This is a genomic window from Pseudomonas sp. R11F (genome assembly GCF_050312575.1).
Taxonomy (GTDB): Bacteria; Pseudomonadota; Gammaproteobacteria; order Pseudomonadales; family Pseudomonadaceae; genus Aquipseudomonas; species Aquipseudomonas palleroniana.
Window position 1 is genome coordinate 65,577 of record NZ_JBNPJU010000062.1, and the last position, 25,863, is coordinate 91,439.

Consider the following 25,863-nt stretch of genomic DNA (forward strand, 5'->3'; position numbering starts at 1 on the left):
TTAGGCCCGTAAATAAAGGGCAAAGCCATTATCCAGGAATGGCTTGCAAGTGCTTGGTTAGTTGAAAATGTTGCGGGCCAGGCAATAAGCCAACAAGTCTTGGTCACTGCTCACTTCAAGTTTGCGCATGGCTGAAATCTTTTGCGCGCTGATGGTTTTGGAACTTCGGTTCTGGCAGCGCGCAATATCACTCACGCTCATGCCGGCAATAAATAAGCGCAAGATTTCGAACTCTTTGGGTGACAACGTGGAAACGCGCTCGTCGATCGCCGTCAGCGTCTCGATCACCGAGGTCTTCGGCGGCTCCAGGCTGTGATAGGCGCCTTGTTGCGCAATGGCTTTGAGCGCCAGTTGAATCTCGGTGTGCAATTGGCTTTTCTGGATGATGCCGACCACGCCCAGTTCCTGCAGGCGGGTGAGGATCAGGTGATTGGAAATCATCGTCAGGATCAGGACCTGCACCTGCGGGAAATGCCGTTTCAGGTACTCCACCAGTTTCAGCCCGTCACCGTAGGGCGAGTCGCCCGGCATGTTGTAGTCGGTGATCACGATGTCGACCACCTGGCGTTGCAGCAACTCGATCAAGCCCGCCGAACAGACAGCCTCGCCCACGACCGCAAAGCGCGTATCACGCTCCACCAGTTCGCGTACACCGAGCAGCACGATCGGGTGATCGTCCGCGATAACCACGTTGAATGTTTTCATAAGGGGCCGTCCGTAGTGCCAGTTCAAGTGAGTGAAGTGTGCCCAGGCTGGAGCGTCTCCAGGATGGCCGACATTCGCTGCATGACCGCCTTCACGTTGAGTACCAGTGCGGTATTGAGGCTGCTGCTGTTGAGTGCACTTTCCAGTTCGATGCAGGCCTGGGACAGCGCCAGTGCCTGCACCGCGCCCAGGGCACCGGCGACTGAATGCAGGCGCTGCCCGAGGCTGTGCGCATCACGTTGCTCAAGGGCTGCGCCGATCTGCTGCAGGTCTTGGCGCAACGTGCTGATGAACAGGGGGCGCATCGTGTCTGACAGTTGCACGCGGTCATCGAAAACCGCGATGGCGCGCTCCGGCGGCGGCTTGGCCTGGCAAAACTTGATCAACTGCGCACGCAAGGTTTGCAGGCTCAAGGGTTTGACGATCCAGGCGTTCATGCCCACCGCCAGGCAGCGCACGCCTTCTTCGCGCATTGCGTTGGCGGTCACGCCGATGATCGGCAACTGCGGATCATGCTCGCGCAGCTTCCTGGCCAGTTCATAACCGTTCATCAACGGCATATTCACATCGGTCAATACCAAGTCGAAGACCTGCGGTTGCCACAGCTGCAACGCCTGCTCACCGTTGACGGCCAGGGTCACCGAGCAACCCAGCGCCTCTAGCTGTTCCTTGATGATCGCCTGGTTGACCGGGTTGTCCTCGGCGACCAGGATGCGCAACCCCAAATGACCGGCGCTGCGCGGCTGTGCCGCTGCGGGTTGCTCATACTTGCCGTGCTGCGCCAGTGACACGGTGGCGGCGAGGGTGCGTACATCATGCAAATCGACTACCCAGCCTTGCGCCGTATGCAGTGGCGGGCTGTGCGCGCCCGGCAGGCAGAGTACACGTGGGCCGGTCCAGGGGCAGGGGGGCTCGCTGGGCAGCAGGTCGACCAGCACCGCGTGGCGGCTGTCTTTTTCCTGGATGGCCGCCGCCAGGTCGGCCGCAATGCCCAGGCGATTGAGCCAGTCACTCATCGACTGTGCCAGTTCGCGCACCGGTGCCTGCACGTACACCGGCGTGGGGCTCGGTTCGATCACTGGCGGGTGGGTCAGTGCCCCGCTGCACAAGGGCAGGCGGATTTTCAGCGTAAAACTGCTACCCAGGCCCGGCTCGCTGACCAGCCTGATTTCACCGCCCATCATCTGCGCCAGCCACCGGCATATCGGCAGCCCCAGGCCGGCGCCACCTTCGCTGGCCGTATCCGGTGCCTGGTAGAACAGGTCGAACAGTTTGGCCTGCTGTGCCTCGGGGATGCCGACGCCGGAGTCGGTGACTTGCCATTCCAGATCGACGCTGTCGCTGTCGCGCCCGATCACCCTGGCACGAATGACCACACGGCCGGTGTCGGTGAACTTGATGGCGTTGCTCACCAGGTTGTTGAGGATCTGGCGGATGCGCATCGGGTCGCCCATTACGCAGTCAGGCAACTGCGGGTCGATGCAGCTGTAGAGCTGCAAGCCCTTGCGCTGGGCGAACGCGGTGTAGGTGTGCAGCGTGTCTTCGAGTATGTCCAGGGGGCAGAAGTCCATGGCTTCTATCGCCATTTGCCCGGACTCGATCTTCGAGACATCCAGCACATCGCTGATCAGTTGGAACAGCGTGGCTGACGAGCGCTGGATGGTGTGCAGGTAGGTTTGCTGGTGCGGGTCCAGGTTGGTCAGGCCGAGTAACTCAAGGGTGCCCAGCACGCCATACAACGGCGTGCGGATTTCATGGCTCATGGTCGCCAGGAACAGCGTCTTGGCTTCGTTGGCAGTGTCGGCGGCGTGACGTGCCTCCTCCAATGATTGCGCATCTTCGATGTGCCGGGTGATGTCGTTGAACGCGTACAAACGCACGTCCTCGGCCTGATAGCGGGTCGACACGAAGCCGATTTGCAGGTGCCGGCCTTCGATCTCCAGATGCGTCTCGCCATGCTCGGCAGGGTCATGTTGACCGGCCATGGCCGCCACCAGGCGGGCAGTGCCCGGCCATTGCTGGGCGCGCTGGTTTTCGATCAGTACCTTGCCATCGCTGCGCCGCACCACGCACAGCCCGGTGGGGGCGGTGTCGATGATGATACGGCTGAACGCCATGCTTTCGGCTATGCGTTCATGGGCCAGACGCGCTGGCGCGATGACCTGGCGGCGATACCAACGGCTGCCGGCCCAACCCAGGGTGATCAGGCTGGCCAGCAGCAGCGCCAGGGTACTCAGCGGCCATACGGCGGAGTGGAAGAAGTGCGAGTAGTTCAGGCCATAGACCGCACTCCACGGCTGGTCGCCTGAGTGGGTGATCTTGAATTGAAAGCCATTGGCGGTGAAATGCACACCATCACTGAGTGACACCTGCGTCGGAGGCCCGATCAACCGCTCGCCGTCCGGCGCAATCAGCGTGAAGCGATCAAACGCCGAGTGATCGAGGGCACGCTGTACGTCGTCGACCTGCGACAGATCGAGCAAGGTGCCGACTACCGTCTGGCCCTGGCCTTCGAGTGGCAGGCCGATATAGGCCAGCAAGTGTTCGGGCTCGGGCCCGGTGTGCCAATACACGCGATCCTGCTCGAGCGGTTGCGGCGTTTGTGTGAGGATCTGTTGCACCGCATTGACCAACGTCACCAGATTGCCGGTTTCCTCGGTGCCTTCCCTTCGCTGGTAGCCCACCGACGGAATGGTGATGGTGTAGTTCGTCTGGCGATTGGACAGAAAGGTTTGCGGCGCCTCGTACGGCGACGAGGACCAGAAAGCGCTGTAGTAGCTGGTCAGGTGCGCGCCCAAGGCAAAAATCGCCGGCCTGGAGGCGACACCCACCTGCTGCTCATCGAACTTGACGCTGAACGGCACCGAAAACGAATACTTCTGGCCTTCGTACAGCGTGCGGCGATTGTCGACCATACGGCTTTTCAGGCTGACCTGGACGTGGGTGGCGCGTAGCAGTTCGGCCTGGATGCCCGGATGGGTCAGGCTCTTGAGGTAGGTTTGCTGCTCCGCGAGGTTTTCCATCAGGCGCGTGAAGTGAAAGCGCGTCGCGCCGTAGCGGGTTTCGATGCCTCGTTGCAGTGACCAGTAATTGGTGAGGACCAGCAGCAACGCGATTCCAATCAGTACCATCAGGCCTTTGTTCAGGCGCGCAGAGCTACGGGTAAAGGCTTCGAGGATCGCGTTGTTGTGCTTCATCAGGAGGGTCCACAGGCGCAGGATAGATCGGCACTGGAGGGCGCTTGCTCTTTAATAAAGCGCAAATGATCCGGGGCCGCCAGCTAGTGAGATGTCGCGGGGCCATCATTGTTCAGTAGTTGCTGAAATTGGTCTGAAGACACCGCGTGAGAAATCAGGAAACCTTGCACCTGATTGCAGTCGATCTTGCGTAACAGGGCCAGTTGCTGGGGTGTTTCCACGCCTTCGGCGACCACCGTCAGGCCGAGCTTGCGGCCCAGTGCGATGATGCTCGCCAAGGCCTGGGCGATGCCTTCGTTGTCGTGGCTGCCTTGCACCAGGGCCTGGTCGATCTTCAGTTCGGTGAAGGGCGTGGATACCAGGTTCAGGTACGAGCTGTAGCCTTTGCCGAAATCGTCCTGGGACAGCCCGAAGCCCTTGATACGCAGGCGGCACGCTCCGGCATAGAAGTTACTGATGTCCTGCGGTACCGAGCACTCCATCAGTTCGAAGCAAATCATTCCCGGGATCCCGTTGTAGTGCAGCACGAACTCCAGCAGGCGGTCGGCCAGGTCATGGCTGTTGAGCAGGTGGGTGGGCAAATTGATCGACACGGGTATTTCATAACCGCGCTGGCGCCAACGCTCCTGGGCATGGATGGCTTGCTTGAGGACCACCCACAACAGGCGTTCCTCCAGCTCGAATGCCTTGATCGCCGGCAGGAACGCGGCTGGCAATAGCACGCCTTGCTCAGGGTGCATCCAGCGCACCAGGGCCTCGGCGGCGACGATACGGCCGTTGGCCAGGGACTTTTTCGGTTGGAACCAGGCCTGGAGCTGGCCGTTGCCCATGGCCTGGACCAGCGTGTGGCGGTCGATATCCAGGTACTCGGTCAGGGCGGGAGAGGGCCGGTGTACCTTGGTCTTGAGTTGCTCCACCAGGCTGCGCAGGGCGTCGACGGCGACCGGTTTGGAGATCAGCCCGATTACCTCGACATCGAGGTTTTTCGCCACCAGGCTGGCCGCCATCAGCATGCGCCGCGAAGCCGCGCTCATGATCGCCAGCGCCGGCTTGCAGCGCAGGTTGGCCAGGCACTGGATGAATTGCACCCCGTCCATGCCGGGCATCAGCAGGTCGGTCAGTACCAGATCAAAATCCCGCTGGCGCAGACGCTCCAGCGCTTGTTTGCCATCTTCGGCGGTTTCGAGGCTGAAATCCCCCAACTCACTGAGCAGGTGCTGCAGGTAGATGTGCTGCAGGGGGTGGTCCTCGACGATCAAAATACTAAGGGGCTTCATGGGTGGTCCGTGCATAAGGTGCCAGGGCGTTCAACAGCGCCCGCAACGCAAAGGGTTTGACCAGGCAATGGTTCATGCCGGCGGCCAGGCACAGGTCGGCTTCGCCGCGCATGGCGTTGGCAGTGGCCCCGATAATCGGTAGCGTGCAGCCCTGGCGCCGCAATTCGCGCGCCAGCTCATAGCCGTTGATATGGGGCATGTTGACGTCGCTCAGTACCACGTCGAAATGCCCGGCGCTGTACAACTGCAGCGCCTCCTGGCCGTCGGCCGCCAGTTCCACCGTGCAGCCGAGTTCTTCGAGTTGGTCGCGCAATATCAGTTGGTTGATGATGTTGTCCTCGGCCACCAACAGGTGCAGGTTGAGGGCGTCCACGTCGCTCTGGCGTGTCGGCTCATCGCTGCGGGCCACCCACAGCCCCTGGGCCTGGCTGACAGCCTGATGGATGGCACCGAGGTGGTTGAGGTTGACGTGCCACGCGCCGCTGTCAGCTTCTACGGTGGTGCTGGCGTGACTGCTGACATGGATCACCGGCCCCGGCCAGTCGGGTGCCAGCAGGGGATCGACGCTGCCGGGGTGCAATTGCAGCAGCAGGTTGTGGTCGGGCAGGTTCGGCAGGCCGGGCTGGGCCCGTGCGCCCCAGCGACGCAGCCAGCCGCTGATCGCGTGGGCGAGTTCCGGAATGGGCGAGGCGACGTAGACGGTGTCGGCCAGCAAGGCGCTCACCGGCAGGGTAGGCGCTTCTTCCAGCGGCAGCGTGAGGCTGAAGCTGCTCCCCAGGCCCAGCTCGCTGACCATGCGCAGCGAGCCGTTCATCAACTCGGTCAGGCGTTGGCAAATCGGCAGGCCCAACCCGGTGCCGGCCACCACATTGGTGTTGCCTTCGCTCTGGTAAAACGGCTCGAAAATCATCGCCTGGTCTTCCTGGGCGATGCCTTTGCCGGTGTCCGAGACTTGCCACAACACACTGGACCGCTCGCCGTCGCGGCCAAGCACCTTGACTCGCAGCACCACGCGCCCGTAATCGGTGAACTTCACCGCGTTATTGAGCAGGTTGTTGAGGATCTGGCGGATACGCGTCACATCGCCGATCAACCGTTCGGGCAACTTGGGGTCCAAGCAGGCGTACAACTGCAAACCCTTGCCTTGGGCGGCTGCGGCATAGCCCTGGATGATTTCGTGCACCAGGTCCAATGGCGAGAACTCGCTCATCTCCAGTGCCAACTGCCCGGCCTCGATCTTGGACACGTCAAGCACGTCGCAGATCAGTTGCAGCAACGTGGCGGACGAGCCTTCGATGGCCTGCAGGTAGTCTTTTTGCTGGGCATCCAGCTGGGTTCGGGCCAACAGCTCCAGGGTGCCCAGCACACCGTACAGGGGCGTGCGGATCTCATGACTCATGGTCGCCAGGAACAGGGTTTTCGCGGCGTTGGCGGCGTCCGCCGATTGCCTGGCCTCTTCCAGTGCAGCCTCGACCTGCTTGCGCGCGCTGAGGTCGCTGAAGGCACAAAACAGCACGTCTTCACCCTTGTAGCGGGTCGGCGCGCTGCTCAAGTACAGATGCCGGCCGTCGACGGTTTCAAAGTAGTCGCTGCGTTCGCAAGGCTCGCCGGCAAAGGCTTGCTCGATCCAGCTGTCGCGCAGGGCTTCGCGCTCCGGGCCGTTGCCGAGCCACTGCTGGGCCAGGGTGTTTTCCAGCACTACCTGGCCGTCGGTACGGCGCAGTACACACAAGGCGACGGGGGCGGTCTGGATGACGTCGCGGCCAAAGGCTTCGCTCTCGATCAGGGCCTGGATGCGATGGATCGACGGGATGATGAAGCGCTGGTCAACCCGGCGCATCACCAGCCAGATCAGCGTGAGGCTGAACAGGCAGAACAACAATGAACCGAGCAGTTGTTTCCATAGGCCGGTGACCACTGCGCGCAGATCGATGGAGTACATCAGTTGCCAGTCGGAAGACTTCAAATGCTTGCGGATCACCAAGTGGTCGGGTAGCCAGCCATTGCCGACAAATCCGAAAAAACTGTCTTCGCCCGGCTTGAGGCGCTGTTGGCTCAGCCGTGTATCGGCACTGTTGGTGAAGACCAGCATGCCTTGGGAGTTGAGCATCATGAACTCGCCGGCACTCTGGTCGCTGAGCGTCGAGGAGACCTCGCGGCTCTCCATCTCCAGGCCCAGCCAACCTGAATTGACATCGCGCTCGTCCAGGCGGATGAACACGTACAGGTGCGAGTGGTGCTCGGTCCTGTCACTGAGCCATAGCTCGCCGAGGGTGCTCGGGTCGCGATATTGCAGGGCCTTGAGGCGGTTGAGCATGCACTTGGACGTCGGCAGCACCTGTGCGGTCGAGTTGTAGAGGCGGGTCACCTGCGGGCTGGGGCCGGCGTTCACGTAGAGCAGGTTGAGTTGCCGCGCCTTCAGGTAGTCGCGCATGCGTGCGGTCAGCCAGATGCTCCATTGGTTGCCGGGGATATCGCCCAGTTGCAAATGTTCTTCTTCCGGGGACGGCGGATAGATCCGTGACTGTTTGCGTACCGCCGACAGGCTGAGGCTTTCCAGCAGGGCCTCGCGATTGGTGAAAAAAGTATGTGCCTCGGCGATGGCACTGCTCATGTAGCCGCGTCGTTGGGAGATATCGTTGTTGAAGGTGGACAACAGGAAGGTATAGACGCCGCTCAAGATACCAATCAGTAACACGGTGGCAAACGTACGAAGCAGCCTTCTGGCTGCTTCGGGTCGGGAGAGGACGGGGTTGATCTGGAGCAGATAACTTTTCAATCGCATCGACAGAGAGTAGTGGCAGATCGCTGCCAGTGGCATAAGACAATCCTTAAAGTCGCCAGCTACTTGTAGAACATGTCGACCACCACAGCCGCCTCGAAAGCCCCGGGAATCGGCAGGGTGCGCCAGCTCAAGTCCGCACGGAAATCATTGCGCGCCTGGCCGGAACCCATCAGCGTCTGCAAGGTGAACCAGTCATTGAACGGCAAACGCTGATCGCTTTCGGCACGCGACAACGAGATGCCGACCGAGCTGTTGTTGGCCGGCACCAGCAATCCGTTGATCACACTGCCGCCGCCTGGGGTGGTGGCGAAACGTGCGTTGACGGTGTAGGGCGTGTCGCAGGCTTTGCGCAGGCTCAGGTTGAAATTCGCGGTGCTGGCCACCGCGCCGATCTGCGCCGTGCGCGAAGGCGTGGGGAAGTTGACCACGCTGGGGGTGATAGTCAGCTCGGGCGCGCAGGGCACGAAACGGATGTCGTTCATACCGGTGACGATGTAGTTGAGGTTACTGTTGGGCTTGTTGTTCAGCCCACGTACCCCATCCAGTTGGAATACGCGGTATTGGGCCAGGGTGCTGGCCTGGCCATTGGGCGGGGTTTTGCCATATTTCTCGATGAACACACTGAAGTTCAGGGTGAAGCGTGCGTTGTTCCAACCTGTGCAGTTGGACCAGTTACAGCCTCGGTCCGAGAAGAAACCAGTACCGACCTTGCCCGTGCTTTGGGTGATCGGCGCATTGTTGTAGCGAATACCCACACGGATGCCCTGGCCGACGCTGACATTGGCCGGGTTGACGTAGAAATACACCTCTTCACGACCGTGGTTCTGGTCGTCCTTGCACAGCACGTTGGTGGAGCGCGGGCCCGACTCCCAGATGATCGTGCCATCCGGCGCGTCGGCCGCCACCGCCAGTGAAGTGCCCAGAGGGTTGATATCCACGTACGCACCGCTGCCATCTTCCACGCAGGCCAGGGCATGGCTGGTGGCGGGCAGCACGGCGCAGCCCCACAGCAAGAATGGGAGAACACGTTTGATGAGTGACATAGGTGCCAATACCCCGCGATGGATCAGTTGAGCGCCGCGCGGTGGCGGGCCTGCAAACCGATGTCGTTGATTTCGGTGAAGTGAAGGGTGGTGCCTTTGGGCAAAACGCCCGGCGTGGTCAAAGTGATGCTTTCGTGGGGCTTGAGCAGCAGATAATCGCTGAGCGCCTGGGTGTCGGTGTGCACGTTCACCAGTGACAGGTGAAACGCGCTGGGATTACTCACGGTGATGCTCTGCGCGTCGTGGCGGCTCCACACCAACTGCTGCAGCGCTTCGGTCGAGCCGCCTTCGAGCGTGGGCGGTCGGTAGAACAGCTTGAGGCGTTGGCGGATCGCAAATTGCACGCTGCCGGGCTCTTTCGGCTTGAGCGGGACCTCCATGAAGTTGAGCCAGAACAACGATTCACGATCGCTGGGCAGTCCGGCGCCTGCGTAGAGTACCCGCAGCCGGTGATGCTCCCCTGGCCCCAGTTTTACCAGCGGCTCGGTGGCGGCAAACGGCACATCGCGGTTGGCGGTTTCATCTTCGGCGGTGATCCAGGTTTGCACCACCACGTCTTGTGACGCCTGGTTGACCACGTTGATGCCTGCGGCCTTGTCCTGGCCGAAGTAAATCAGCCGTGTACCTTCGATTTTCAGCGCGGCGCGGGCCGGTGGCGCCAGGGCCAGCAACGCACCGGCGATCAGCAGGATTCGCAAAAGGGGCATCAACACAATCAATTCCATGGGGCATTTGCAGACGCAGACCATGGTAGAGGCAAGGCGGCGGCAGGGCTTTCAGGCGATTCTTAAAAGTGCGCTCGCGCTGCGTCTGCCGTTTCAGAATCGCCTTAAAGTCATAGCCGGGTGCCGACCGTTACCGTATTCACCGTTGAATGATCGACGTGGATACCCAACTGTCAGGTTTACCCTATGTCTAATAAAGCGCTACGCCTTCTGATTGCCGATACCGACCTGCTGCAACGGATCAAGATCGAGAAAATGCTTAACCAGCTGGGTTATCACCGTATTGCACCCATCAGTTCATTCGACGAACTGCAGGGGCTGACACGTTCGGTGGGGGTAGCGTTCGACCTGTTGATCATCAACACCGCGCTGGTGCATTCGCGAGAAGTCAACCTGCTCAAGTACTGCCACGACAACCCGCTGATCCGCCACACCCTGATCTATGACGGGCAATGCGCATTGAGCTCGGTGGTGTCGGTGTCGGTCAGCCAGACCCTGCACCTGTCCCTGTCGCAGTCGCCCGACTTCAACTCGCTGCGCCGCTGCATGGAAATCGTCGACCCCGCCCACAGCCCTCCCGTGGTTGAACGCCCCACGTTGCGAGCGGTAGACACGCGAAACCCGCAATCACCGATAAGACTGCGCCCCCATGACCACGGCGATTCGGCGGTGGTGGCGTGTGCGGTGGGGTTGACGCCCAAGCGGTGAGGGGCGCAACCGCTGTTTGCGGAAGATCGCGTAGAGGGCGCCTGACGGGAAATAGACTGCACAAGGCGACCCTCGGCGGGAGAGTCGCCCCTCCATCACTTGTCCTTGCGGGCATCCATGGTTTTTTGGTGCTCGGCCAAAAACGGCTGCTCTGCCGGGTCGAAGCGGTCGATCCCGGCGGTGAAGCGGTGCCAGTACGGATACAACGGCTGGCGCCGGGTGACGGCTTCGATGCGCGAAGACTGCGCCTCGGTGAGTTTCAATTCAGTGGCGGCGAGGTTGTCGCGCAGGTGCTCTTCGGTGCGGGCGCCGACGATCAGCGCGGTGATGCCGGGGCGGTCCTTGAGCCAGGCCAGGCAGGTGCGCGCCACCGACACACCCAGCTCATCGCCGACGGCCGCGAGGGTTTCGATGATATCCAGGGCGCGCTCGCGGTCATGCACATAGGGTTCCGGCCAGTCGCTGCCTTGGCGTGTATTGGCTGGCGGGTTTTGCCCGCGTCGGGTTGAGCCGGTCAGCAGGCCTTCGCCCATCGGGCCCCACACCAGGGTGCCGACGGACTGGTCCAGCGCCAGGGGCAGCAACTCGTACTCGGCCTCACGGGATTCCGGGGTGTAGTAGATCTGTTGGGTGATGGGCTTGAGCATGCCGTGCAGCTCGGCTTTGCCCAGGGTTTTCATCATCTGCCAGGCGGTGAAGTTGCTGGTGCCGAAGTAGCGGATCTTCCCCGAACCGACTAACAGCCGCAGCGCTTCAAGGGTCTCTTCGATGGGCGTCAGGCCATCCCAATTGTGCAATTGGTAAAGGTCGATGTGATCGGTGCCCAGGCGCTTCAAACTGGCCTCACACGCGCGGATCAGATGGTAGCGCGAGGCGCCGGAGTTGTTCGGATTGTTGTCCACGGGGCTGCGGCCCTTGGTGGCCAGCAGGATATCGTTGCGCTTGTCACCCAAGGCTTTGCCCACCACTTCCTCGGCCAGGCCGTGGGAGTAGAGGTCAGCGGTGTCGACCATGTTGACCCCGGCCTCGAACGCGATGTCGAACATGCGCCTGGCTTGGGGCACGTCCACCGCGCCGCATTTTGCAAACTCGGCGCGACCGCCGAACGGCACGGTGCCGAGGATGATTTCAGATACCAGTAGGCCGCTATGGCCCAGTTGTCGGTATTGCATGTCGCCTCCTACCTAACGTTGCACGTGAAGGTGTGAACGACGTGAGGGGCGATAGTTTGAATTTTTTCATGAAAACTTCGTTCGGCTGCCGCACCATGTCTGCCAACCGGATCAAGAGGAATACCGTGTCCATGAGCGCACTGATAGAAACCCGCGCCCTCACGCGCCAGGACGAGCGTCGCCAGGCGATTTTGCTGCAACCCACCGACTTCAGCTTGAACCGCGCCGACCGCGTGTCGATCACTGGTTCCTCAGGCTCCGGCAAAAGCGTATTCCTGCGCGCACTGGCCCTGCTGGACGCGCCCAGCTCCGGGCAGATCCTGTGGAACGGTCAACCGATTGCTAACTCAGAGATTCCCCATTACCGCAGCCATATCAGCTACCTGTCCCAGCGCCCGGCGTTGATCGAGGGGACTGTGGAGGACAACCTGCGCTTCCCGTTCAGCCTCAAGACCCTGCGCAAGCGCAGCTTCGATCGGCAAGCCGTGACCACGTTGCTGGAGCATGCCGGTAAGCAACCGGACTTCCTGACTAAAAACGCCGGCGATCTATCGGGGGGCGAAGCCCAGGTGGTGTCGTTGATCCGCACCCTGCAATTGAACCCCGAAGTGCTGTTGCTGGATGAGCCCACCGCCGCGCTCGACCCCACGTCCTCCCGGGATGTCGAAGCGCTGATCGATGCCTGGTACGCCGCCGATAAGGCCCGCGCCTACCTCTGGGTCTCCCACGACCTGGAGCAGGCCCGGCGCATGAGCGACCTGCATTTGCAGATGAGTGCCGGTGTTCTGAGCGGAGTCGCCCAACCATGAATTATCAAAACCTGACCGCACTGGACATGGGCATCGCCGCCTCGCTGATCCTGATCAACGGCGCCTTGTCGTTGTTGTTGCGCCTGGGCCTGGAGCGCCAGTTGCTGTGGGCCGCCGTGCGCACGGTGGTGCAGTTGATGGCCATCGGGTACCTGCTGGGCTGGGTATTCGAATTTGCCTACTGGTACGTGGTACTGCCGTTGATGTGTGCGATGACCTTGATCGCCGGTATCTCGGCGGCGGGACGTGGGCGGCGCACTTATCGTGGGCAGCGGGTCGACAGCATCGTGTCGGTCTGGGGCAGCTCGTGGCTGGTGACGGCGGTGGGCCTGTTCGCGGTGATCCGTATCCACCCTTGGTATGAACCGCAATATGCGATCCCGATCCTCGGCATGATCCTGGGCAATACGCTGACCGGCGTGTCGTTGGGCATTGAGCGCATGACCCAGGAACTGACCTCGGGGCGCAATACCATCGAGATGATCCTGGCCCTGGGCGGCTCACGCTGGGAAGCCGCCCAGGAGGCGATCCGCCAGGCCGTGCGGGCGGGGATGATCCCCACGCTGAACCAGATGACCGTGGTCGGTATCGTCAGCCTGCCGGGCATGATGACCGGCCAGGTGTTGGCGGGGGAGAGCCCGCTGGACGCGGTGCGCTACCAGATCGTGATCATGTTCCTGATCGCCGCCTCATCGGCGCTGGGCACGGTCGGCGCGGTGCTGCTCACCTACCAGCGGTTGTTTTCCGCCAGCCACCGGTTTCTGCGTGACCGGCTGGAGGAGCGCTGAGCACCCTGGCGGTATTGTTTCATGCGGTGAAATGCTGGATTGTAAATCCTGGTGATTCCAACGATTTGCACTGCGGTGGAACATGACCGGCGTCGAAACCCCCACCTTTGGAGCGTCTCAATGTCCCAGCCTGCGATCAAACTGTATGGTTTCCCGTTGTCCGGCCACTCGCATCGGGTCGAGTTGATGCTGTCCCTGCTGGGTCTGCCCATGGAATTCATCCTGGTGGACCTCAAGCACGGCGCGCACAAAACCGCGGAATTTCTGACTGAGGTCAACAGCTTCGGACAGGTCCCGGCGATTGATGACAACGGCATGGTGCTGGCGGACTCCAACGCCATCCTGGTCTACCTGGCCGCCACCTACGGTAAAGGCCAATGGCTGCCGAGCGATCCGGTGGGGCAGGCTCGCGTACAACGCTGGCTCTCGGCCGCGGCCGGCCCGTTGCATTTCGGGCCTGCGTCGGCGCGCCTGGCCGTGGTGTTTGGTGCCGAGATCGACACCGCCAATGCCATCGCGCGTTCCCACGCTTTGCTCAAACTGGTGGAACAGCAACTCAGCCAGACGCGGTTTCTTGTCGGTGAGCAACCGACCATCGCCGATATCGCGTTTTACTCCTACGTGGCTCACGCGCCGGAAGGCAATGTGTCGCTGGCCGACTACCCTAAAGTGCGGGCCTGGCTCGCCGGCATCGAGGCGTTGCCGGGCTTTGTCGGCATGCCTCGCACGGTAGCGGGCCTGCAAACACCGTAACGTCCACAAGGGGCGCCGATGGACCGATTTCATGAGATGCAGGTGTTCCTGGCGGTGGCCGAGGAGGAGGGCTTCGCCGCCGCCGCACGCCGCCTGAATACCTCACCGCCCAGCGTGACCCGGGCCATCGCCGCCATGGAGGCGCGCATCGGTACCCAATTGCTGGCGCGTACCACACGCAGCCTGCATTTGACGGAGGCCGGCCAGCGTTACCTGGAAGACTGCCGACGCATCCTGGCCGAACTGGATGAGGCCGAAGAGGCGGCGGCAGGCAGTTACTCCAGCCCTTGCGGGCATTTGACGGTGACCGCGCCGGTACTGTTCGGCGAGCGGTATGTGGCGCCGGTGCTGGGGGATTACCTGGATCGTTTTCCGCTGGTGACGCTCAACGCGTTGCTGGTCGACCGTGTGGTGAACCTGGCCGATGAAGGTGTTGATGTGGCCGTACGCATCGGTCATCTGTACGAGCCGGGGCAACAGGCAATCAAAGTTGGCGAGGTACGCCGGGTGGTCTGTGCGGCGCCGGCCTTTCTCGATCTACACGGGCGGCCTCGGCATCCCGCCCAATTGCGTGACTTCAAGATCGTCACCTCGTCCGCCAGCCAACGGGTGCACGAGTGGGCGTTTGTCGACCAGGGCCAGCCGGTGACGGTGCCTATCGAACCGCGCCTGGTGGTCACGGCGAATAACGCGGCGATCAATCTGGCGTGCCTGGGCTGGGGCGCGACCCAGGTGTTGTCCTATCAAATCGCGGCGCAGGTGGCGGCGGGCGAGCTGGAGATTGTGCTGGAGGCGTTCGAATCGGCACCGCTGCCGATCCAGGTAGTGTTTCAGCAGAGTGCCCGCGTACCGGCCAAAGTCAGCACCTTCGTGGATTTCCTCAGCCAGCGGCTGGGCCAGGACGCCGCGCTGAACCCGGCGATGACGCGGCGCGGCTGATGGAGCGTTATCGCGATATGCAGCTGTTTGCCGCGTTGGCCGGGCACACGAGCCTGGCCGCGGCGGCACGTGCAACCTGTGTCTCCGCGCCGACACTGGTACGTGCGGTGGCGCGGCTGGAGGCACGGTTGCGCGTGCCGTTGCTGCTGCGCAGTACCCAGGGTGTGCGCTTGACCGACGCGGGCCAGGCGTACCTGGCCGATTGTGTGCGCTTGCTGGCGGCCGTGGACGCTGCTGAAGCTTCGGCCAAGGGCTTGCAGACTCAGGCTCAAGGCAACCTGCGGGTGTTTCTGCCGTTTCTGTTCAGTCGCTACGTGATGGCGCCGGTATTGGCCGCTTACATGGAGCGTTATCCCGACGTGCGCCTGAAAGCCTGTTATCACGATTACTACCCGAACCTGCATGAAGAGGGTCTGGATGTAGCGATCCTTGTCGGCCACTTGCCTAACTCGTCGCTGATCGCACGGTCGGTGGGGCAGGTGCGGCATATCCTGTGCGCCAGCCCCGACTACCTTGCAACCCACGGCGAACCCCAGCACCCGGAGGATCTCAAGCAGCATCGGCTGATAGCCGGAGGCGACCAGGTGGCTTGGGATTTCCACGGCTACCAGCTCAAGGCCCGTGCCCGCCTGGGTTGCACCACGGTGCAGGGCGCGATCAATGCCGCCGTGCATGGGGCGGGGCTGATCCGCTGCCTGAGTTACCCGGCGCATGAGCATTTGCGCAGTGGGCAACTACGCCGGGTATTGGCCGGTTACGAACAGCCGCCACTGCCCGTGCAGGTGGTGTATCGCGAAGGCCGCAACGCACCGATGCGCGTGCGCAGCTTTGTCGAGCACTGTGTGGCGCAGCTGCGTGAGCATCCGGCATTTCAGTGAGTGTAATAGTGGATTGCCTGACGTGGTTATTCGCACACGGGCTGTCAGGGCGCAGCATAGGGCTCTCCAGCATGAGGTGCTCAGCATGAACCCCATCGAACCATCCCTCCCGCAAACATCCCCCTGGCATGCCGGCGAACGATACCTGCAGGCAGCGGTTGGCGTGGCCGACCGCATGGCCGTGGTCGGGCCCAAGGTGATTCGCGATCATCTGCCGGAACAACACCGGGACTTCTATCCCTTGTTGCCGTACCTGGTGCTGGGTGTGGTGGACGAGCAGGGCATTCCTTGGGCGACGATGCTTGAAGGCGCCCCCGGCTTTGCCCACTCGCCGGACCCGCAGACCTTGCAGATCGACAGCCTGCCATCCACAGGCGACCCGGCCCGCACGGCACTGCACGTCGGCGCCTCGGTGGGCCTGCTGGGTATCGACCTCAACACCCGCCGCCGCAACCGCATGAACGGCCGGATCGAGGCGCTTGATCACGATGGCTTCTCGGTCGACGTCGTGCACACCTATGGCAACTGCCCCAAGTACATCCAGTTGCGCCCGGTCGACGCGATTGCACGTAAACCTGGCACGCAGGTTGAGCGTCTTGACGGCCTGGATGACGCGGCACAAATGATGATTCGCAGCGCCGACACCTTCTTCGTCGCCAGCTACGTCGAAGTGGACGGCCAGCGTTCGGTGGACGTTTCGCATCGGGGCGGTAACAGCGGTTTTGTGCGGGTCGAGGGCAACGTGCTGACCATCCCTGACTTTGCCGGCAACCTGTTCTTCAACACCCTGGGCAACCTACAGGTCAACCCGGTGGCGGGCCTGTTGTTCATCGACTTCGAGTCGGGAGAGGTGCTGCATCTGTCCGGGCACACCTCGCTGATTCTGGAGGGGCCCGAAGTGGCCCGCTTCGAAGGCGCACAACGGTTATGGACGGTGACGGTGGAACAGGTGATACGTCGCCCAGCGGCATTGGCCTTGCGCTGGCATAGCGGGCCCTTGTAGTGAGCGGGCTCGCCCCGCGCTGGGCGGCGCAGCCGCCCCAAAAAGAACGCCGCGCCGTTTCAGCAAGACCAAGGTGCCTGGGTTTGGGGCCGCTTCGCAGCCCGGCGCGGGACAAGCCCGCTCACTACGGGTCGGTTTAAGAAGCGGGCACGCAACCCATCACCCGAGCGCCGAACGCTTGTAGTGAGCGGGCTCGCCCCGCGCTGGGTGGCGCAGCCGCCCCAACAAGAACGCCGCGTTGTTTCAGTGAGACCGAGGTGTCTGGGTTTGGGGCCGCTGCGCCGCCCAGCGCGGGGCAAGCCCGCTCACTACGGGCCGGTTTCAGAGCCAGGCGGCATCCCATAATGAATAGTCCCCGACCCGCTCTACCAAACCCGCGCGCAGCGGGTTGGCAACGATATAGCGCGCCATCGTGCGTACATCGTCCTCTACACGCACAGCCCTATCGTAATAGCCTGGTTGCCAGACGCGTTCTTTGCTTTGGCGATACCTGTTGATTGTCAGCGTACTGCGTGACTTGATACGACGAACGACGTCGGCCAGCGTTTGCTGTTTCAACTCAAACAGCCAATGGATATGGTCGGGCATGATGACCCAGGCCATGGAGTCGACCAAACCAAGTTCATGAACCTGCCGGAGCTCGGCAACCAGCAGGCGACCCAGAAACAGGTCGGTAAAAAATTGCTGGCGTTGGTGAACGACGATGGTGATGAGGTAGCTACGCCCATGTTCCGAGTAGCGACCGTGACGCAGGCGGTGGGTTTGGGGTGTGGGGCGCAATCCGTTGCTCCTGAGAGAGTCCTTCAGAGCATTAACGCTAGCTTGTGGTTTACTCGAGCCTGCCCCACTTGGTCACTGGATATGTTTGGGAACGGTGCTATTCCTGACCTTCAGTTCGCTCAATACCGAATCATCACCGACTTGAGCTCGGTGTAATCCTCGATAAATGCACTGCCAAACTCGCGGCCTACCCCCGAGGATCGATTCCCCCCAAACGGCACCGCCGGGTCGAGCAGTGTGTGCATATTCACCCACACCGTGCCCGCCTGGATGGCCGGTACCATGCGCAGGGCTTTGCCCAGGTCATGGGTCCACAGGCTGGCGCTGAGGCCGAAGGGGCTGTTGTTCATCAGGGCGAGCAGTTCGTCTTCGCTGTCGTAGGGCAGGAAGGTGGCGATAGGGCCGAAGGTTTCTTCATTGAGCAGGGTGTCGTTGATATTGTTGGCCAGGATCACCGTGGGTTCTACGTAGCAACCGGGGCGATCGAGCAGGGTGCCGCCATGGATGATCGTGTTGTGCTCTGCGCGGGCCTGGGTGAAGTAACCGAGCAGTTTGAGTTGGTGCTGGCGGTGGGTCACCGGGCCGAATTCGGTGCGTTCGTCCAGGGGCGAGCCGATGGTCAGGCGGCGCAGGCGCCGGCTGAGTTTTTCCAGTACCGCGTCGATCTGCGAGCGATGCACGAAGAAGCGTTCGGCCGCCGCGCAGATTTGCCCGGAGTGCAGAAACCCGGCCTCGATGATGCCTTCCACCGCTTTGTCCACGTCCACATCGGGCAGGAACCCGGCGGCGTTCTTGCCGCCCAGCTCCAGGGTCGTGCGGGTCAAGCCTGCCCCCATGGCGCTGCGGCCCACGGCGATGCCGGTGGGCACCGAGCCGGTGAACGACACCTTGTGGGTGCCGGGGTGCTCCACCAGGCCCTTGCCGACGTGGCCACCTCCGGTCAGCACATTGAGCACGCCTGCCGGCAACCCGGCTTCGATGGCCAGCTCAGCGATGCGCAGCAGGGTCAGCGGTGTGAATTCGCTGGGTTTGATGATGATGCTGCAACCGCACACCAGCGCCGAAGCGAGTTTCCAGATGGCGATCATGGTCGAGAAATTCCACGGCACTATGCCCACCACCACACCCACCGGTTCGCGCAGGGTGAAGGCGGTGTAGCACTCGCCATTGAAGGAAGGCAGCGATGGCGTGATCGTCTGGCCGCTGATCTTGGTGGCCCAACCGGCGTAATAACGCAGGAAGTGCGCGGCCTGGTCGACCTCGAAGGCGCGCGCAATCTGGATGATCTTGCCTGACTGGCAGGTTTCGATCTGCGCCAGTTCTTCGCGGTTGTGTTCCAGCAGGTCGGCGAGTTTCAGCAACACATTGCCGCGTGTCGCCGGTGCGGTCTGGGACCACCGCGTAAAGCCGCGGGTGGCGGAGCTGACGGCGGCGTCGATATCCGCAAGGTCCGCGTCGGCAACCTGGGCGATGACCTGGCCGGTGGCAGGATTGGTCACGGCCAGTGTCTGGTCGGCATGGCTCGGCACGTTGATGCCGTCGATGAACAACCCATGGCGGCGACGCAGAAAAGCTTCGACCTGAGGCAGCAGCGGGATATCGCTCATGAAAGATTCCTGGCAGTTCACTGAGAAAAACCGAGGGTAACCAACGGCTATCGAGGTGGCTTGACTGTGCCTGCCAGGTTTTATGCCTGTGCCTGCCGAACTTGTGAAAAGTACAACCTTGCCTGTGGAACGTGCATTTTGCGCCCGGGCCATGCGGTCGATACTGGCCCTGCATCCAGCGTCGCTCCTCGATCCGGAGCGTGTGCCGGACCTCCAATAATAAGCAGGGCCATCCATGAAAAAGCCAAACCCACTGCTCGAAGACCTCAAGCCCCTCCTGCCCGCCATCGCCGCGAATGCGGTGCGCGCTGAACAACTGCGCCAAGTGCCGGATGAAAATATCGCCTTGCTCAAAAGCATCGGCCTGCACCGTGCTTTTCAGCCCAAGGCATTTGGTGGCCTGGAGCTGTCGCTGCCCGAATTCGCCGACTGCATCGCCTTGCTCGCCGGCAGCTGCGCCAGCACCGCCTGGGCCATGAGCTTGCTGTGTACCCACAGTCACCAGTTGGCGCTGTTCTCGGCGAAGTTGCAGCAGGAGATCTGGGGCGAGAACCCGGATGCCACGGCCAGCAGCAGTATCGCGCCGTTCGGGCGGGTGACGGAGGGCGAGGGCGGCGTGTATTTCAGTGGCGAGATGGGCTGGAGCAGTGGCTGTGACCATGGCGAGTGGGCGATTGTCGGCTGCCGCCGCGAGAACGCCGAAGGCACCCAGGATTACTGCTTCGCGGTGCTGCCGCGCAGCGACTACCAGATCCGTGATGACTGGTACGCCGCCGGTATGAAAGGCAGCGGCACCAAGACCTTGCTCATCGACAACGCCTGGGTGCCCGAACACCGTATCCAGAAGGCCAAGGACATGATGGAAGGCAAATCCGCAGGTTTTGGTCTCTACCCCGACAGTCAGATTTTCTACGCACCGTATCGGCCGTACTTCGCCAGCGGTTTTTCCACCGTCAGCCTCGGCGTGGCCGAACGCATGCTGGAGGTGTTCCGTGAAAAAACCAAAAACCGCGTGCGCGCCTACACCGGTGCCGCAGTGGGCGCCGCCACCCCGGCGTTGATGCGCCTGGCCGAGTCCACGCACCAGGTGGCTGCTGCCCGCGCCTTCCTTGAAAAAACCTGGCAGGAGCATGCCGAACACAGCGCGGCGCAGCGTTACCCGAGCCGCCAAACCCTGGCGTTCTGGCGTACCAACCAAGCCTACGCGACTAAAATGTGCATTGAGGCAGTCGATCGCCTGTTTGCTGCAGCGGGGGGTAATGCATGGTTTGAGTACAACGAAATGCAGCGCCTGTTCCGCGATTCCCATATGACCGGCGCCCATGCCTACACCGATTACGATGTCTGCGCGCAAATCCTCGGCCGCGAGCTGATGGGGCTTGCGCCGGACCCGAGCATGGTGTGACACGTTCTTCACTCATAACGATGAGGGTGCCCCCACGGGATGCGCCCGGGAGTCTTGCATGTCTGACAACTGCCTTTTCGACCCACGGGCCTTTCGCCGTGCCCTGGGCAACTTCGCCACCGGTGTGACCGTGGTCACCGCGGCCACCGCCTCCGGGCGCAAGGTCGGCGTGACCGCCAACAGCTTCAACTCGGTGTCCCTCGACCCACCGCTGGTGCTGTGGAGCATCGACAAACGTTCCAATAGCCATGAAGTGTTCGAGGAGGCCAGCCACTTCGCGGTGAACGTACTGGCGGCAGACCAGGTACACCTGTCCAATAATTTTGCGCGCCCCCGTGAAGATCGTTTTGCCCTGATCGAGTACGAACCGGGCGAGGGCGGTTCGCCGGTATTCGCCGATTGCAGTGCACGCTTTCACTGTGAGAAATACCAGCAGGTGGACGGCGGCGACCACTGGATCATGATCGGCAAGGTGGTGGCTTTCGATGACTTCGGCCGTGCGCCGCTGCTCTATCACCAAGGTGCTTATGCAGAAGTCCGGGCGCTGCGTCCGTGCGCGCCCGAGGAGGTTCAGAAGGGGACGGCGACCACCAACTGACTGTAGACATTGGTGCCGTTGCCACCGACCTGGTTGCCGCCGGTCTCTGCCCCCTTGTTGGGTTTATACAGGCCCAGCAGGGGGGTGATGATCAGGTGCTCGTTGACTGCCCACTCGGCGTACAGGTCCAGCTCGCGGCCATCCAGGTTGAGTTGGCCACGGGTGCTGACGGTGTTGTAGTCGAAAAACAGTGCGCCGAGGGTGACGTTGTCCAGCGGCTTGACCTTGAGTGCCACGTGTTGCACCGCCGTATTGGTGTTGTACGGCCCGGAATAGTTGCCCGCCACTTCGCCTTGTACCCAGGTGCCGTAGCCTCGGTTGAAGCCTGAGAACATACCGTCCCAGTTTTTCGAATAACGCGCGTAGCGATACGTCAGGTCGGGTGACCACGGCAGGTCGGCGAAGGTGTAGCCGGCTTCGGCGTAGCCGGCGTTTTCCTGGCTGTCGCGGCGGTCCTGGCGGGCCAGTTCGAAGGCGAAATGTGCATGCTCGATACCGGCATTGCCGGTGCCGCGCAGGCTGTAGAGGTTCATGCCTTTGCGTTGGCGTTGTACATCGCTGGCGAAGCGTTCATCCACATCGATTCCGTGAAGATAGGTGAGCCCCAGGGTGCCCGGCGCGGCGCTGTATTCCAGGGTGGCGGCGGCCATTTCGGTCATGGCCTGGGCCGGGTTATCGGATTTGATCCACATCAGGCTGCCATGCACGCCCTCCTTGCCGCCCAGGCGGATCACGGCGGTTTTATCGAAGGCATGGCGCGCCGCGATGTAGTAGGCGCCGCCCCGGTTGAATTCACCATCACCCACGCCTTTGCCCAGGTTGGGCCCGTCGTCGTTGACGATAAAACCGTCGCCCAGGGTGATGACCTGTCGGCCGAACGACAGGTCCACGCCGTCTTTGCCCAGGGCCGGGAACAGGTCGCCGGAGCGCCAGCCGGCAAAGGCTTCGTCAAACTTGGTGGTGCGTTCCTGGCCGGTGGTGACGCCGGAGGCATCGCCGTCGCCCCAGGTACCGGAACTCACCAGGTTGGCAGTGCCATACACCCCGCCAAAGCTGCCCAGGCGCTGGTTCACGCTCAGGCCATACTTGATGAAAGCCTCTCGCCAGGTGGAACCGCCGCTGCGCCCGTCGTAGTTCTTCGGGCTGTTGAACATGCCGTAGACGGCAAGGAAATTGCCGGTGACCTGGGTGTCGGCATCGGCGTACAACTCGATGGCGCAGGCTTTGCCCGCCAGCAAGGTGATGCCCAGCACGACCGCCTGGCGCAGGCGACGATTTTTCAGGGTGTGCTCCATTGTTATTGCCCCCATCTTGGTTAAGAGTGAGGGCGCATTAGGGCGAGCGCCTGGTGTTGAAGTCTTTCATTTGCGTGCCAGGGAATTGACCCTGGCCGCCAGACCCTGCGCCGTGGCAGGGAGCAACAAAACCGGCGGCACACAGGGGCAAGACGAGCAACTCGGGTGGGGCGCAGAGTGCCGATACATTAAAAAAACCGTTTTCGAGGGCCCCACCATGTCGAGCAACGACCCACTCACCGCGCACCTCAACCGGGGTACGGTAGGTTTTCCCACCGCGTTGGCCAGCACCATCGGCCTGATCATGGCGAGCCCCGTGATACTCACCGCAACCATGGGGTTCGGCATCGGCGGCAGTGCGTTTGCCCTGGCGATGCTGATCGCGGTGGTCATGATGCTGGCCCAGGCGACCACCTTCGCCGAAGCCGCCGCGATCCTGCCCACCACCGGTTCGGTGTACGACTACATCAACTGCGGCATGGGGCGTTTTTTTGCGATCACCGGCACCTTGTCGGCCTACCTCATCGTGCATGTGTTCGCCGGCACCGCCGAGACCATCCTCTCCGGGGTCATGGCCTTGGTGAATTTCGAACACCTCAATACCCTGGCCGAATCCGCTGGCGGTTCATGGCTGCTCGGCGTGGGCTTCGTGATGGTCTTCGGCGTGCTGAATGCCTTCGGCGTCAGCGCGTTCGGCCGTGCGGAAATCATCCTCACCTTTGGCATGTGGACCACCCTGATGGTGTTCGGCGTGCTCGGCCTGATCGCCGCCCCGGCGGTGCAGTTGGACGGCTGGTTCGGCGCCTCGTTGGTGGGCACGGACCTGATCACGGTGCTGTCACTGGTGGGCATGGCGATGTTCATGTTCGTCGGCTGCGAGTTCGTCACACCCCTGGCGCCGGACCTGCGCCAATCGGCCAGAGTGATGCCCCGTGCGATGGTGCTGGGGCTGATGGGGGTGGCCACCTGTATGTTCATCTACGGTGCGGCGATGAAGCGCCAAGTGGAAAACGTGGTGCTGGATGCGGCGTCCGGCCTGCACCTGCTGGACACCCCCATGGCCATTCCCAAATTCGCCGAGCAGGTGATGGGGCAGGTCGGCCCACTGTGGCTGGGCATCGGCTTTCTGTTTGCCGGGGCGGCGACCATCAATACCCTGATGGCGGGTGTGCCGCGCATCCTCTACGGCATGGCGGTGGACGGTGCGCTGCCCAAGGTCTTCACCTACCTGCACCCGCGCTTCAAGACGCCGCTGCTGTGCATCCTGGTGGCGATGCTGATTCCCTGCCTGCACGCACTGTACCTGGGCGGTAACACCGACAACATCATGCACCTGGTACTGGCGGCGGTGTGTGCGTGGAGCTTTGCCTACCTGCTGGTGACGGTATCGGTGGTGATCCTGCGCATTCGTCGCCCGGATTTGCCGCGTGCCTACCGTTCGCCATGGTTTCCGTTGCCGCAGATCGTATCGAGTATCGGCATCCTGTTGGGCATGTGGTTTATCACACCGCCCGGCATGCACCCGGCGGACATTTATGTGCCATTTGGCGTGATGCTGGGCGTGACGGCGGCGTATGCATTGTTCTGGACCCTCGTGGTGCAGAAGGTCAACCCCTTCAAGCCGGCCTCCGTGGAGGAGGTGCTGGCCAAGGAATTCAGCAATGAACCGGGGCATCTCCATGACGGCTATGGCGACTTTGCGGCAAAAACTGTTTGAGCTGTTGCGCGCCGACCGCGCCCCGAGCGGCTATCGGCCAGGGGTGACCCTGGCGCATTTGCGACGCAATCTTGGGCTGGCCACACTCGAAGTGGACGGCTTCGCGTTTGAGATCGTCGAGCGCACCGAGGCGCAGCTGTTGATGCACTTGGTCATGACCGAATTTGTCCTGCAAGTCCCCGCTGGGGCAGGCGGCGCTGGGAGTTTCGAGGTGCAGCATGGTGGCGCGATTCGCCGCACTGGTCTTCGTGTGCGGCGCCGCTGCGGCGACCCGGCACTGGGCCGTGAGTTGCAGGCGCGGTTGCAGGCCGACGAGGCGCTGTACCAGGCGCTGATGCCACTGGATTTCAAGCGCTTGCGCCTTGAACTGCGCGACCGGCAATGGACCGTGCGGCTGGAACATATGGGCGGCAGTGAAGTGGTCAATCGAATGCCGGCGTTTCGGCGTTATATCGCCCTGAGCCCGGTACAACGCGGGCATTTGCTCGCGACGTTGGCCGGGTTGCCACGCGTGTTATCGAACCTCTGATTGGCATCATTAGTGCTTCTGCAATGGCAGACAGGTTGTTGTTGCGCGTATATAGATAACATGTTAACTATTGCGCCAGAACAACAAAAAGAAGCCATTGCGGAGACACCCCATGAGCATCCCACAGCATGCACACGATGGACTCGACAGCTGGAACAGCGAACTGCGCGCTGCGTGCGGCCACTTCGATACCGAACTGGCGTTCAACCGCTCGCTGTTCATCGGCGAGATCCATAACCTGCCACGTGGCCTGGCTATCCTGCGCACCAATGCTGGGCTGATCACGCGCCCGGCGCACCACGCCGACCACGATAATGACCAGGAGTGTTTCCTGGTCAGCCAGCGCAGCGGTTACTCGCAAATCGTCCAGAACGGCCAGACCCTGCAACTGGCCCCCGGCGAGATGCTGCTGATGGATTCGGTGGGCTCTATTGAAATCACGCCCTTCGGCCTGATTGAACATGCCTCGCTGTCCCTCGCGCGCGCCGAGGTCTGCAAACACGTGGGCGGTGATGCACGTGCCTTTGGCAAGATCTCCTCGACCAAGGCCTGTGGGCGCATGCTGCACGTGCTGATGGACCAATTGTGCAAGGACGACAGCGAAGACGGCGGGGGTGAAGTCGAGGCGTTGCAAGCGGCGTTCGTCTCGCTGCTGGGCTCGGCCCTGGAGCAGGGCGATGAGTGCTGCGAAGGCGTGGCGGCGCTGCACGGCAACAACCTGCGCAGCTATGTGCAGAAGGTGATTGATGAGTCACTCAGCCAGCCGGGCCTGAGCCCGATCGGACTGGCCAATCGGCTCAACATTTCCGTGCGCCAGTTGTACCGGTTGTTTGAAGAACAGGACGACAGTGTCTGCCGTTATATCCAGCGGGCGCGGCTCAAGCGCAGTGCGGACGACTTGACCAACCCGTTCCTGCGCAGCGAGTCGATCACCTCGATTGCCTACAAGTGGGGCTTTACCGATTCGGCGCACTTCAGCCGATCGTTCAAGAAGCAGTTTGAGGTGTCGCCGAAGGATTTCAGATCAAGCCGGATGCAGGCGGTGGGAGCATAAAGAAATTCGCAAAAACAAACCCGCTCCAATGTGAGAGGGGGCTTGCTCCCGATAGCGGTGGATTAGTCAGTCCTTGTATTGACTGACCCACCGCTA

At 62.0% G+C, this 25,863-nt stretch carries 21 protein-coding genes and 1 pseudogene; 12 read left to right on the plus strand and 10 right to left on the minus strand.

Annotation, left to right across the window (positions count from 1 at the left end):
• Positions 1-57 precede the first annotated feature (57 nt).
• The 6 genes from ACQRBV_RS17590 to ACQRBV_RS17615 all read right to left on the minus strand — a co-directional run bounded on the left by ACQRBV_RS17590 (position 58) and on the right by ACQRBV_RS17615 (position 9,714).
• Positions 58-705, minus strand: coding sequence for a response regulator (locus ACQRBV_RS17590; RefSeq protein ID WP_090369896.1), 648 nt, complete (start codon positions 703-705; stop codon positions 58-60).
• Between the two features lie 23 nt (positions 706-728).
• A complete protein-coding gene (locus ACQRBV_RS17595) occupies positions 729-3,902 on the minus strand; it encodes a hybrid sensor histidine kinase/response regulator (protein ID WP_411985012.1) in 3,174 nt (1,057 codons plus the stop codon).
• A gap of 83 nt (positions 3,903-3,985) precedes the next feature.
• Positions 3,986-5,179, minus strand: coding sequence for an EAL domain-containing response regulator (locus ACQRBV_RS17600; RefSeq protein ID WP_060756867.1), 1,194 nt, complete (start codon positions 5,177-5,179; stop codon positions 3,986-3,988).
• Complete coding sequence (locus ACQRBV_RS17605) at positions 5,166-7,964, minus strand: ATP-binding protein (protein WP_411985057.1); 2,799 nt, start codon at positions 7,962-7,964, stop codon at positions 5,166-5,168. Before ACQRBV_RS17605 ends, ACQRBV_RS17600 begins: the two co-directional genes overlap by 14 nt.
• 59 nt (positions 7,965-8,023) lie before the next feature.
• Positions 8,024-9,007 (minus strand): fimbrial protein, encoded by a 984-nt coding sequence (locus ACQRBV_RS17610; RefSeq protein ID WP_411985013.1) that lies wholly within the window; start codon positions 9,005-9,007, stop codon positions 8,024-8,026.
• Positions 9,008-9,030: 23 nt separating this feature from the next.
• Positions 9,031-9,714 (minus strand): fimbrial biogenesis chaperone, encoded by a 684-nt coding sequence (locus ACQRBV_RS17615; RefSeq protein WP_411985014.1) that lies wholly within the window; start codon positions 9,712-9,714, stop codon positions 9,031-9,033.
• A gap of 204 nt (positions 9,715-9,918) precedes the next feature.
• Here ACQRBV_RS17615 and ACQRBV_RS17620 point away from each other — a divergent pair, with 204 nt between their 5' ends.
• Positions 9,919-10,440 (plus strand): chemotaxis protein CheY, encoded by a 522-nt coding sequence (locus tag ACQRBV_RS17620; protein ID WP_090369905.1) that lies wholly within the window; start codon positions 9,919-9,921, stop codon positions 10,438-10,440.
• Positions 10,441-10,535: 95 nt separating this feature from the next.
• Here the strand turns inward: ACQRBV_RS17620 and ACQRBV_RS17625 are convergent, their stop codons facing one another.
• Positions 10,536-11,612: an aldo/keto reductase gene (locus ACQRBV_RS17625; RefSeq protein WP_060756864.1), complete on the minus strand. Its 1,077-nt coding sequence runs from the start codon at positions 11,610-11,612 to the stop codon at positions 10,536-10,538.
• Positions 11,613-11,743: 131 nt separating this feature from the next.
• Between ACQRBV_RS17625 and ACQRBV_RS17630 the strand changes: the two genes are divergently transcribed.
• The 6 genes from ACQRBV_RS17630 (at position 11,744) to ACQRBV_RS17655 (ending at position 16,782) form a co-directional block, all read left to right on the plus strand.
• The gene (locus tag ACQRBV_RS17630) at positions 11,744-12,421 is read left to right on the plus strand and encodes an ABC transporter ATP-binding protein (protein WP_411985015.1); all 678 of its coding nucleotides are present in this window, start codon (positions 11,744-11,746) and stop codon (positions 12,419-12,421) included.
• A complete protein-coding gene (locus ACQRBV_RS17635) occupies positions 12,418-13,209 on the plus strand; it encodes an ABC transporter permease (RefSeq protein WP_090369910.1) in 792 nt (263 codons plus the stop codon). The genes ACQRBV_RS17630 and ACQRBV_RS17635 overlap by 4 nt, the downstream gene beginning before the upstream one ends.
• 120 nt (positions 13,210-13,329) lie before the next feature.
• Entirely contained in the window at positions 13,330-13,962 is a 633-nt protein-coding gene (locus ACQRBV_RS17640; RefSeq protein ID WP_411985016.1) for a glutathione S-transferase family protein, read from the plus strand.
• An 18-nt stretch (positions 13,963-13,980) separates the two neighbouring features.
• Positions 13,981-14,901, plus strand: a complete 921-nt coding sequence (locus ACQRBV_RS17645; protein WP_411985017.1) for a LysR family transcriptional regulator — start codon at positions 13,981-13,983, stop codon at positions 14,899-14,901.
• Complete coding sequence (locus tag ACQRBV_RS17650; protein WP_060756860.1) at positions 14,901-15,779, plus strand: LysR family transcriptional regulator; 879 nt, start codon at positions 14,901-14,903, stop codon at positions 15,777-15,779. The genes ACQRBV_RS17645 and ACQRBV_RS17650 overlap by 1 nt, the downstream gene beginning before the upstream one ends.
• An 85-nt stretch (positions 15,780-15,864) precedes the next feature.
• On the plus strand, positions 15,865-16,782 hold the full coding sequence (locus ACQRBV_RS17655; RefSeq protein ID WP_411985018.1) for a pyridoxamine 5'-phosphate oxidase family protein: 918 nt from the start codon (positions 15,865-15,867) through the stop codon (positions 16,780-16,782).
• 321 nt (positions 16,783-17,103) lie between these two features.
• Here ACQRBV_RS17655 and ACQRBV_RS17660 read toward each other — a convergent pair whose 3' ends face one another.
• Together ACQRBV_RS17660 and ACQRBV_RS17665 are read right to left on the minus strand one after the other, a co-directional pair.
• Entirely contained in the window at positions 17,104-17,562 is a 459-nt protein-coding gene (locus ACQRBV_RS17660; protein ID WP_090369920.1) for an REP-associated tyrosine transposase, read from the minus strand.
• A 119-nt stretch (positions 17,563-17,681) separates the two neighbouring features.
• Positions 17,682-19,169 carry an aldehyde dehydrogenase family protein gene (locus ACQRBV_RS17665; RefSeq protein WP_411985019.1) on the minus strand — a complete coding sequence of 496 codons (1,488 nt, stop codon included), beginning with the start codon at positions 19,167-19,169 and terminating at the stop codon, positions 17,682-17,684.
• 235 nt (positions 19,170-19,404) lie between these two features.
• Here ACQRBV_RS17665 and ACQRBV_RS17670 point away from each other — a divergent pair, with 235 nt between their 5' ends.
• A complete protein-coding gene (locus ACQRBV_RS17670) occupies positions 19,405-20,574 on the plus strand; it encodes a p-hydroxyphenylacetate 3-hydroxylase oxygenase component (RefSeq protein ID WP_411985020.1) in 1,170 nt (389 codons plus the stop codon).
• Between the two features lie 58 nt (positions 20,575-20,632).
• Positions 20,633-21,112, plus strand: a pseudogene (locus ACQRBV_RS17675) (flavin reductase family protein); the annotation flags it as partial.
• A gap of 32 nt (positions 21,113-21,144) precedes the next feature.
• Here ACQRBV_RS17675 and ACQRBV_RS17680 read toward each other — a convergent pair.
• A complete protein-coding gene (locus ACQRBV_RS17680; protein ID WP_411985021.1) occupies positions 21,145-22,467 on the minus strand; it encodes a hypothetical protein in 1,323 nt (440 codons plus the stop codon).
• A 217-nt stretch (positions 22,468-22,684) separates the two neighbouring features.
• On the opposite strand from ACQRBV_RS17680, the gene ACQRBV_RS17685 reads away from it, so the two are divergent.
• The 3 genes from ACQRBV_RS17685 (at position 22,685) to feaR (ending at position 25,767) form a co-directional block, all read left to right on the plus strand.
• On the plus strand, positions 22,685-24,184 hold the full coding sequence (locus ACQRBV_RS17685; protein ID WP_411985022.1) for an APC family permease: 1,500 nt from the start codon (positions 22,685-22,687) through the stop codon (positions 24,182-24,184).
• Positions 24,129-24,713: a DUF3156 family protein gene (locus ACQRBV_RS17690; RefSeq protein WP_235594056.1), complete on the plus strand. Its 585-nt coding sequence runs from the start codon at positions 24,129-24,131 to the stop codon at positions 24,711-24,713. The genes ACQRBV_RS17685 and ACQRBV_RS17690 overlap by 56 nt, the downstream gene beginning before the upstream one ends.
• Positions 24,714-24,825: 112 nt before the next feature.
• Positions 24,826-25,767 (plus strand): transcriptional regulator FeaR, encoded by a 942-nt coding sequence (gene feaR / locus ACQRBV_RS17695; protein WP_244385463.1) that lies wholly within the window; start codon positions 24,826-24,828, stop codon positions 25,765-25,767.
• The last annotated feature ends 96 nt before the right edge of the window (positions 25,768-25,863 follow it).